The organism is Pseudomonas sp. PS02303, assembly GCF_029959925.1.
Lineage (GTDB): Bacteria > Pseudomonadota > Gammaproteobacteria > Pseudomonadales > Pseudomonadaceae > Aquipseudomonas > Aquipseudomonas mandelii.
In genome coordinates, this window is the sequence record NZ_JASCOM010000240.1 from 1 (window position 1) to 8,893 (window position 8,893).

7 protein-coding genes are annotated in these 8,893 nt (G+C 59.5%); 6 read left to right on the plus strand and 1 reads right to left on the minus strand.

Annotated features, from left to right (window positions below; all coding sequences use genetic code 11):
• Positions 1 to 141: 141 nt before the first annotated feature.
• Positions 142 to 1,473, plus strand: a complete 1,332-nt coding sequence (locus QMX98_RS28785; protein WP_282411753.1) for a CoA transferase — start codon at positions 142 to 144, stop codon at positions 1,471 to 1,473.
• 128 nt (positions 1,474 to 1,601) lie between these two features.
• Here QMX98_RS28785 and arcD (QMX98_RS28790) read toward each other — a convergent pair whose 3' ends face one another.
• Entirely contained in the window at positions 1,602 to 3,029 is a 1,428-nt protein-coding gene (gene arcD, locus QMX98_RS28790) for an arginine-ornithine antiporter (RefSeq protein WP_077748698.1), read from the minus strand.
• Positions 3,030 to 3,457: 428 nt separating this feature from the next.
• On the opposite strand from arcD (QMX98_RS28790), the gene arcD (QMX98_RS28795) reads away from it, so the two are divergent.
• The 5 genes from arcD (QMX98_RS28795) (at position 3,458) to QMX98_RS28815 (ending at position 8,741) form a co-directional block, all read left to right on the plus strand.
• Complete coding sequence (gene arcD / locus QMX98_RS28795; RefSeq protein ID WP_282411754.1) at positions 3,458 to 4,885, plus strand: arginine-ornithine antiporter; 1,428 nt, start codon at positions 3,458 to 3,460, stop codon at positions 4,883 to 4,885.
• 35 nt (positions 4,886 to 4,920) lie between these two features.
• Positions 4,921 to 6,177: an arginine deiminase gene (arcA, locus tag QMX98_RS28800; RefSeq protein ID WP_083375889.1), complete on the plus strand. Its 1,257-nt coding sequence runs from the start codon at positions 4,921 to 4,923 to the stop codon at positions 6,175 to 6,177.
• A gap of 69 nt (positions 6,178 to 6,246) precedes the next feature.
• Complete coding sequence (locus QMX98_RS28805) at positions 6,247 to 7,257, plus strand: ornithine carbamoyltransferase (protein ID WP_010457417.1); 1,011 nt, start codon at positions 6,247 to 6,249, stop codon at positions 7,255 to 7,257.
• Positions 7,258 to 7,436: 179 nt separating this feature from the next.
• Positions 7,437 to 8,366, plus strand: coding sequence for a carbamate kinase (arcC, locus tag QMX98_RS28810; RefSeq protein ID WP_010457419.1), 930 nt, complete (start codon positions 7,437 to 7,439; stop codon positions 8,364 to 8,366).
• Positions 8,367 to 8,378: 12 nt separating this feature from the next.
• Positions 8,379 to 8,741, plus strand: coding sequence for a DUF5064 family protein (locus QMX98_RS28815; RefSeq protein ID WP_083375888.1), 363 nt, complete (start codon positions 8,379 to 8,381; stop codon positions 8,739 to 8,741).
• Positions 8,742 to 8,893: the final 152 nt, after the last annotated feature.

An 8,893-nucleotide genomic window follows, 5' to 3' on the forward strand; every position in this document is an offset into this window, starting at 1 on the left:
AGGCTTGCCCGCGAAGGGAGCGCTGCGGTTTTCAGATAGACCGCATTATCGTTCTTCGCGGGCAAGCCTCGCTCCTACAGGTTTCATCCGCTTTATCACCTGTTTGATCTATGCTCGGGCTCTCGTTCCGGAGGGCCTTCGATGACTGGTTTACTCACGTCCATTCAAGCCGCGCTTGGCTTGCCTCACACGCCAATTCCCTTTACGTCGAGCGGCGCCCTGCCCTCGGCGTTTGCCGTTACTGATCTGGCCTGTGCCAGCATCGCCGCCGCCGGCCAGGCAGTCAGCGAATTACTGCAACAACACACCGGTCGCTTGCCCAGCCTTGAAGTCGACCGCCGCCTGGCCTCTTTCTGGTTTGCCACCTCGATCCGCCCCGTGGGCTGGAGCGTTCCGCCGCTGTGGGACCCGCTGGCCGGGGACTACGCGACCCAGGACGGCTGGATCCGCTTGCACACCAACGCGCCGCATCACCGCGCCGCCGCCGAAAGCGTGCTCGGCACTTGTGCTGACCGTGCGGCGATGGCGAGCAAGGTTGCGCAATGGGCGAAAACCGATCTGGAACAGGCCGTGGTCGATGCCGGTGGCTGCGCCGCCGAGATGCGCAGCTGGGCACAATGGCAGGCGCATCCCCAAGGCCTGGCGGTGAACGCCGAGCCGTTGATTCAGTTCAGCGCCGGCAGCGGTCAACACGCGAAACCCTGGAAAGGTTCTGTGGCGCAACCGTTGGCAGGCATCAAGGTGCTGGACTTGACCCGCGTGTTGGCCGGCCCCGTCGCCAGTCGTTTTCTTGCCGGCCTCGGCGCCGATGTATTGCGCATCGACCCACCGACCTGGAACGAACCCGGCGTGGTGCCCGAAGTCACGTTGGGCAAACGCTGCGCACGGCTGGACCTGCACAACAACGACGATCGAGCGGTGTTCGAAAGCCTGCTCAAGGACGCCGATATCGTGCTCCACGGCTACCGCGCCGACGCACTGGAAAAGTTGGGTTACGGTGTTGCCGAGCGGGAAAAACTGGCGCCAGGCCTGATTGATGTGTGCCTCAACGCCTACGGTTGGAGCGGCCCGTGGCGCAACCGCCGTGGCTTCGACAGCCTGGTGCAGATGAGCAGCGGTATTGCCGACGCGGGCCGGCAGTGGAAGAAAGCGGACAAACCGACGCCGCTGCCCGTTCAGGCGCTGGATCATGCGACCGGGTATTTGATGGCGGCTGCGGCGATCACGTTATTGGGACGGGGTGGGTCGGCCAGGTTGTCGTTGGCGCGAACGGCGAAATTGTTGATTGAAAACGGTGCCGGGACGGATGAGGCGCTGCGAGCTGAAGATGAAAATGATCAGGGGATGTTGATCGAGCAAACGCCTTGGGGGCCGGCGCATCGGCTTCATGTGCCTTTGAAAATCACCGGCACACCGTTGCAGTGGACACTTCCGGCTTCGGAATTGGGTGCCCATCGCGCGCAGTGGTGGTGACCGTCAGATAGCTATCGCGAGCAGGCTCGCTCCCACATTGGATCTGCGTCGAACACAAAACCTGTGGCAGCGAGCTTGCTCGCGATGGGGCCAGAACACTCAATACAAAACCGGTGCCAGCCGCCACCTCACAACGACAGCAACCCGCTGTACAACCCATACGCCGCCAGCCCCGCCCCGCTGATGACGCAGGTGAAAATGCCTTTCTCGATATGGGTAAACAGCGGCTCGCCTTGCTCTCGCTTGGCCTTGGCAAACAAGATCACCCCCGGCGCATACAACAACGCCGACAGCAGCAGATATTTCACCCCGCCCGCATACAACAACCACACCGCGTAACCCAGGGCGATGCCGCCGATCATCAGGTCCTTGGTCCGCTCGGCCGACGCGTGCTCGTAGGTTTCGCCGCGTCCGCTCAACAGCACCGCATACGCCGCCGACCACAGATACGGCACCAGGATCATCGACGACGCGAGGTAGATCAGGCTGGTGTAAGTGCCTGCCGAAAACAGCGTGATCAGCAGAAAAATCTGGATCATCACGTTGGTCAGCCACAGCGCATTGACCGGTACATGGTTGGCGTTTTCCTTGGTCAGAAAGGCCGGCATGGTCTTGTCTTTAGCCGTGGCGAAAAGAATTTCGGCGCAAAGCAGCGCCCAGGACAACAATGCACCCAACAGCGAAATCGCCAGGCCGATGCTGATCAGCAGCGCCCCCCAAGGACCGACAATGTGCTCCAGCACCGCCGCCAGTGACGGGTTTTGCAGGGTGGCCAATTCCGGCTGGCTCATGATCCCCAGGGACAACACATTCACCAGTACCAGCAACGCCAACACGCCGAGAAAACCGATCACCGTTGCCCGGCCGACGTCCGAGCGTTTCTCCGCCCTGGCCGAGTACACACTGGCGCCTTCAATGCCAATGAACACGAACACGGTGACCAGCATCATGTTGCGCACCTGCTCCATGACGCCGCCGAAATTCGGGTTGCTGCTTCCCCAGATATCGCGGGTGAAGACGTCCGCCTTGAAGGCCACGGCGGCGATGACGATGAACATGATCAGCGGCACGATCTTGGCCACGGTGGTCAGCTGGTTGATGAACGTCGCCTCCTTGATCCCGCGCAGCACCAGAAAATGCACGGCCCACAGCAGCACCGAGGCGCAACCGATGGCGATCGGCGTGTTGCCCTGGCCAAACACCGGAAAGAAATAACCGAGGGTACTGAACAGCAACACGAAATACCCGACGTTGCCCAGCCAGGCGCTGATCCAGTAACCCCAGGCGGATGAAAACCCCATGTAATCGCCGAACCCGGCCTTGGCGTAGGCGTACACCCCGGAATCCAGTTCGGGTTTGCGATTGGCCAGGGTCTGGAACACGAAGGCCAGGGTCAGCATGCCGACCGCAGTGATCGCCCAACCAATCAATATCGCCCCGGCATCGGCACGCGCCGCCATGTTTTGCGGCAAGGAAAAAATCCCGCCGCCGATCATCGATCCGACGACCAGGGCGATCAGCGCACTGAGGCGAAGCTTTTGCGTCGTTTGCACCATCTTGCGTCCCTTTTTTACGGCATGGCCATTGAGGCATAACTTTAACTAAATGGATAACGGGTTTAAGCGTTTATTAACTAACGGAAAATAACGCCTTCTATTTATAGCCGATAATTCTATGGGATCGGTGTGTAACAGTTTTGTATGTCAATTTTGATAAATCCATTCCACACCGAAAACAGATGACAAAATTGGCAGAAAGCCAAAACCGGACTAAGGTCAAAATTCAAAAGTGCTATGCATCATTCACGCCTGAACTGGCCGAAGCCTCTGGAAAGGGCTTTTCCAGCGATATCCTTATGCCCGTAAAAGTTTCATAAGTCTTTCATTAACAATGGAATGTGTCGATGTACTGATCTATGTCAGATGTCTGAATAGCTAACAGCATTAATCTGCTGTCTCTTTTCTCCTGCATTGGAGGTCATGCAATGTCTGAATCCCCCGGTAAACTGAAACTCGGCGCACTTGTGGCGCTGGTTGTCGGCTCAATGATTGGTGGCGGGATCTTCTCTTTACCGCAAAACATGGCCGCCAGTGCCGATGTCGGTGCCGTGCTGATCGGTTGGGCGATTACCGCGGTCGGCATGCTGACCCTGGCCTTCGTGTTCCAGACCCTCGCCAACCGCAAGCCTGACCTGGACGGCGGTGTCTACGCCTACGCCAAGGCCGGTTTCGGCGACTACATGGGTTTCTCGTCTGCCTGGGGTTACTGGATCAGTGCGTGGCTGGGCAACGTCGGTTATTTCGTGTTGCTGTTCAGCACCCTCGGCTATTTCTTCCCGATCTTCGGCGAAGGCAACACCATCGCTGCGGTGATCGGCGCGTCGGTGCTGCTCTGGGGCGTGCATTTCCTCGTGTTGCGCGGGATCAAGGAAGCGGCGTTCATCAACCTGGTGACCACCGTCGCCAAGGTCGTGCCACTGGTGCTGTTTGTGCTGATCGCGATTTTCGCCTTCAAACTGGACATCTTCACCGCCGACATCTGGGGCCTGAAAAACCCGGACCTGGGCAGTGTGATGAACCAGGTGCGCAACATGATGCTGGTCACCGTGTGGGTGTTCATCGGCATTGAAGGCGCGAGCATTTTCTCGGCCCGAGCAGAAAAACGCAGCGACGTCGGCAAGGCCACCGTGATTGGTTTTATCACCGTGTTGCTGTTTCTGGTGCTGGTGAACGTGCTGTCGCTGGGCATCATGACCCAACCGGAACTGGCCAAACTGCAGAACCCGTCGATGGCCGCGGTGCTGGAACACGTCGTCGGTCCATGGGGCGCCGTGCTGATCAGCGTCGGCCTGATCATCTCGCTGCTCGGGGCGCTGCTGTCGTGGGTGCTGTTGTGTGCGGAGATCATGTTCGCCGCCGCCAAGGACCACACCATGCCGGCGTTCCTGCGCAAGGAAAACGCCAAACAGGTGCCGGTCAACGCCTTGTGGCTGACCAACGCAATGGTGCAGCTGTTCCTGGTCATCACCCTGTTTTCGGCCAGCACTTACCTGTCGCTGATCTACCTGGCCACCTCGATGATTCTGGTGCCGTATCTGTGGTCCGCGGCTTATGCCCTGCTGCTGGCGGTGCGTGGCGAGAGCTATGAAAACGCTGCGGCCGAACGTCGCAAAGACCTGTTCATCGGTGCCGTCGCGTTGATTTACGCGGTCTGGCTGATCTATGCCGGCGGCGTCAAATACCTGCTGCTCTCCGCCCTGCTCTATGCCCCCGGCGCGATCCTGTTCGCCAAGGCCAAGATGGAGCTCAACAAACCGGTTTTCACCAACGTCGAGAAGCTGATTTTCGCCGCTGTTGTCGTCGGCGCCCTGGTGGCGGCCTACGGCCTGTATGACGGCTTCCTGACCCTGTAACACTCGACTCATTTGTCATCTGGAGGATCACTGTAATGACCACCGAAAAAGTTAAGTACGGCGTCCATTCCGAAGCCGGCAAACTGCGCAAAGTCATGGTTTGCTCCCCAGGCCTGGCCCACCAGCGGCTGACTCCGAACAACTGTGACGAACTGCTTTTCGATGATGTGCTGTGGGTGGCCCAGGCCAAGCGTGACCATTTCGACTTCGTCACCAAGATGCGCGAACGCAACGTCGAAGTGCTGGAAATGCACAACCTGCTGACCGACATCGTCGCCATCCCTGAAGCCCTCGACTGGATTCTGGAACGCAAGGTCACCGCCAACTCGGTCGGCCTCGGCCTGATCAACGAAGTGGGTTCGTGGCTGCGTAGCCTGGAACCGCGGCATATCGCCGAGTTCCTGATTGGCGGTGTCTCCGCCGATGACCTGCCGGACAGCTTCGGTGGCAAGACCATCCAGATGTTCCGCGACTTCCTCGGCCACTCCAGCTTCATTCTGCCGCCGCTGCCCAACACCCAGTTCACCCGCGACACCACGTGCTGGATCTACGGTGGCGTGACGCTGAACCCGATGTACTGGCCGGCGCGACGTCAGGAAACCCTGCTGACCACTGCCATTTACAAATTCCACCCACAGTTCACCAACGCCGATTTTGAAATCTGGTACGGCGACCCGGACCAGGATCACGGCAGCGCCACCCTGGAAGGCGGCGACGTGATGCCCATCGGCAACGGTGTGGTGTTGATCGGCATGGGCGAACGTTCGTCCCGACAGGCCATCGGCCAACTGGCGGTGAACCTGTTCAAGCACAACGCCGTGGAGAAAGTCATCGTCGCCGGCCTGCCGAAGTCTCGCGCAGCGATGCACCTGGACACTGTGTTCAGCTTCTGCGACCGCGACCTGGTGACGATTTTCCCGGAAGTGGTAAACCAGATCGTCGCCTTCACCCTGCGCCCTGACGACAGCAAGCCGGGCGGCATCGACATCCGCCGCGAAGAAACCAACTTCCTCGACACCGTCGCCAAGGCCCTCAACCTCAAGGCGCTGCGCGTGGTGGAAACCGGCGGCAACAGCTTCGCCGCCGAACGCGAGCAATGGGACGACGGCAACAACGTGGTGGCCGTGGAGCCCGGCGTGGTGATCGGTTATGACCGCAACACCTACACCAACACCCTGCTGCGCAAGGCCGGTGTGGAAGTCATCACCATCAGCGCCGGTGAACTCGGACGCGGCCGTGGCGGCGGCCACTGCATGACCTGCCCGATCATTCGCGACCCTATCGACTATTAATTTTTATGCCCTGCTCCGCGCTCATAAAGCGCGAAGCAGGCGGATAACCGAAACCCAAGGAGATCCAAAATGGCTTTCAATATGCGCAACCGCAGCCTGCTCTCGCTGATGCACCACACCACTCGCGAGCTCAACTACCTGCTAGACCTGTCCCGCGACCTCAAGCGCGCCAAATATACCGGCACCGAGCGTCCGCACCTGCAAGGCAAGAACATCGCGCTGATCTTCGAAAAAACCTCGACCCGCACCCGTTGCGCCTTCGAAGTCGCGGCCCATGACCAGGGCGCCCACGTCACCTACATCGACCCGGTGTCGTCGCAGATCGGCCACAAGGAAAGCATGAAAGACACCGCCCGCGTGCTGGGGCGGATGTTCGACGCCATCGAGTACCGGGGCTTCGAACAGGAAATCGTCGAAGAGCTGGCCAAGTTCGCCGGCGTACCGGTGTTCAACGGCCTGACCGCTGAATTCCACCCTACACAAATGATCGCCGACACCCTGACCATGCGTGAGCACAGCGACAAGCCGCTGCACGACATCAGCTACGCCTACCTTGGCGACGCCCGTTACAACATGGGCAACTCGCTGCTGATGATCGGCGCCAAACTCGGCATGGACGTGCGCATCGCCGCGCCCAAAGCCTTGTGGCCGCACGCTGATTTCATCGCCCAGTGCAAAGCCTTCGCTGAGGAAAGCGGCGCACGCATCACCATCACCGAAGACCCGAAAGAAGCGGTCAAGGGCGTGGACTTCATCCACACCGACATCTGGGTGTCGATGGGTGAGCCGGTAGAAGCGTGGGACGAGCGCATCGAGCAACTGCTGCCGTACCAGGTCAACGCCGCGATGATGAAAGCCTCCGGCAACCCGCGGGTGAAATTCATGCACTGCCTGCCGGCGTTCCACAACAGCGAAACCAAGGTCGGCAAGGACATCGCCGCACGCTATCCGCACCTGGCCAACGGCGTGGAGGTGACTGAAGAAGTCTTCGAATCGCCGGCCAACATCGCCTTCGAGCAAGCGGAAAACCGCATGCACACCATCAAGGCGATCCTGGTGTCGGCGTTGGCGGATATCTAACGGCCCACCCGGCTCTCCCGGCTGGAACAAAGCCCCTGTGGGAGCGGGCCTGCTCGCGATAGCGGAGTAACAGTCAACGTCTCTGTTGAGTGTTAAATGGTCATCGCGAGCACGCTCACTCCCACACTGATCGGGTTTCACCAGGGAGACCGAGTCACCTCATTTAGAAGGACTGCATTATGCGTATCGTCGTTGCTCTGGGCGGTAACGCCCTGCTCCGCCGTGGTGAACCCATGACCGCGGACAATCAACGCGCCAACATCCGGATCGCCACTGAACAGATCGCCAAGATTTATGCTGGCAACGAACTGGTGATCGCTCACGGCAATGGCCCGCAAGTCGGGTTGCTGTCGTTGCAGGCCGCCGCTTACACCTCGGTTTCGCCTTATCCGCTGGACGTACTCGGCGCCGAAACCGAAGGCATGATCGGCTACATCATCGAACAGGAACTGGGCAACCTGCTGGACTTCGAAGTGCCCTTCGCCACCTTGCTGACCCAGGTCGAAGTCGACGCCAACGACCCGGCGTTCCAGAACCCCACCAAACCCATCGGCCCGGTCTACGCCAAGGCCGAAGCGGAAAAACTTGCCGCCGAAAAAGGCTGGGCGATTGCCCCGGACGGCGACAAATACCGTCGCGTGGTGGCCAGCCCGAGACCGAAACGCATCTTCGAAATCCGCCCGATCAAATGGTTGCTGGAAAAAGGCAGCATCGTGATCTGCGCGGGCGGTGGCGGCATCCCGACGATGTACGGCGCCAGCGGCAAACTGCAAGGCGTGGAAGCAGTGATCGACAAAGATCTGTGCTCGGCGCTGCTGGCCGAACAGCTGGAAAGCGATCTGCTGGTGATCGCCACCGACGTCAACGCCGCCTGCATCGACTTCGGCAAACCGACCCAGAAAGCCATCGCCCGAGCCCACCCTGACGAAATGGAAAAACTCGGCTTCGCCGCCGGCTCCATGGGACCGAAGGTGCAGGCCGCCTGCGAGTTTGCCCGCCATACTGGAAAAACCGCGGTGATCGGTTCACTCTCGGACATCGAAGCGATCGTCCAGGGCACGGCCGGCACGCGCATCAGCACGGCGACACCTGGCATTACTTATTTATAAGGAGAAACGTCAATGGCAACGTTCGCCCCCGGTCACTTGCACATCGAGCGCCACGCGCTGACCTCGGATGATGTCAGCTACAACCTGCACTTCGACTATGAGGTCAGCAATAACGACAAAGGGGAAAAAGGCATCCAGTTCACCATGCATGGCAGCATTCAGGGAAAGGATATGAGCGAAACCTTCTTTCTACCCAAGGTTGAGGCCTACAACTTCGCCAACAACATAACGAATATCGCCGAGAAGTACGGTATTCCAAGGACACACAGCCAGATCGGCTCGGTTCACAAAAATTACGACCAGGTATTTGAAGACATTCGGAAGAAGCTGGATATGAAATCCGGCGACCCGGTAGACCTCGAGAACTTTGAGTAACCTGCGTCCCCTTGTGGGAGCGGGCCTGCTCGCGATGACGGACTTTCATTCGCTATGGATGCCGACTGAAAGACTGCGGCCCCACGACCTGTAGGAGCGAGGCTTGCCCGCGAAGCTTTTAGCGGTCTTGATGGCCCTTCGCGGGCTAGCCT

Coding starts and splice junctions, on each gene's coding strand:
- QMX98_RS28785 (WP_282411753.1), top strand. CDS start 142: ATGACTGGTTTACTCACGTCCATTCAAGCCGCGCTTGGCTTGCCTCAC.
- arcD (WP_077748698.1), bottom strand. CDS start 3,029: ATGGTGCAAACGACGCAAAAGCTTCGCCTCAGTGCGCTGATCGCCCTG.
- arcD (WP_282411754.1), top strand. CDS start 3,458: ATGTCTGAATCCCCCGGTAAACTGAAACTCGGCGCACTTGTGGCGCTG.
- arcA (WP_083375889.1), top strand. CDS start 4,921: ATGACCACCGAAAAAGTTAAGTACGGCGTCCATTCCGAAGCCGGCAAA.
- QMX98_RS28805 (WP_010457417.1), top strand. CDS start 6,247: ATGGCTTTCAATATGCGCAACCGCAGCCTGCTCTCGCTGATGCACCAC.
- arcC (WP_010457419.1), top strand. CDS start 7,437: ATGCGTATCGTCGTTGCTCTGGGCGGTAACGCCCTGCTCCGCCGTGGT.
- QMX98_RS28815 (WP_083375888.1), top strand. CDS start 8,379: ATGGCAACGTTCGCCCCCGGTCACTTGCACATCGAGCGCCACGCGCTG.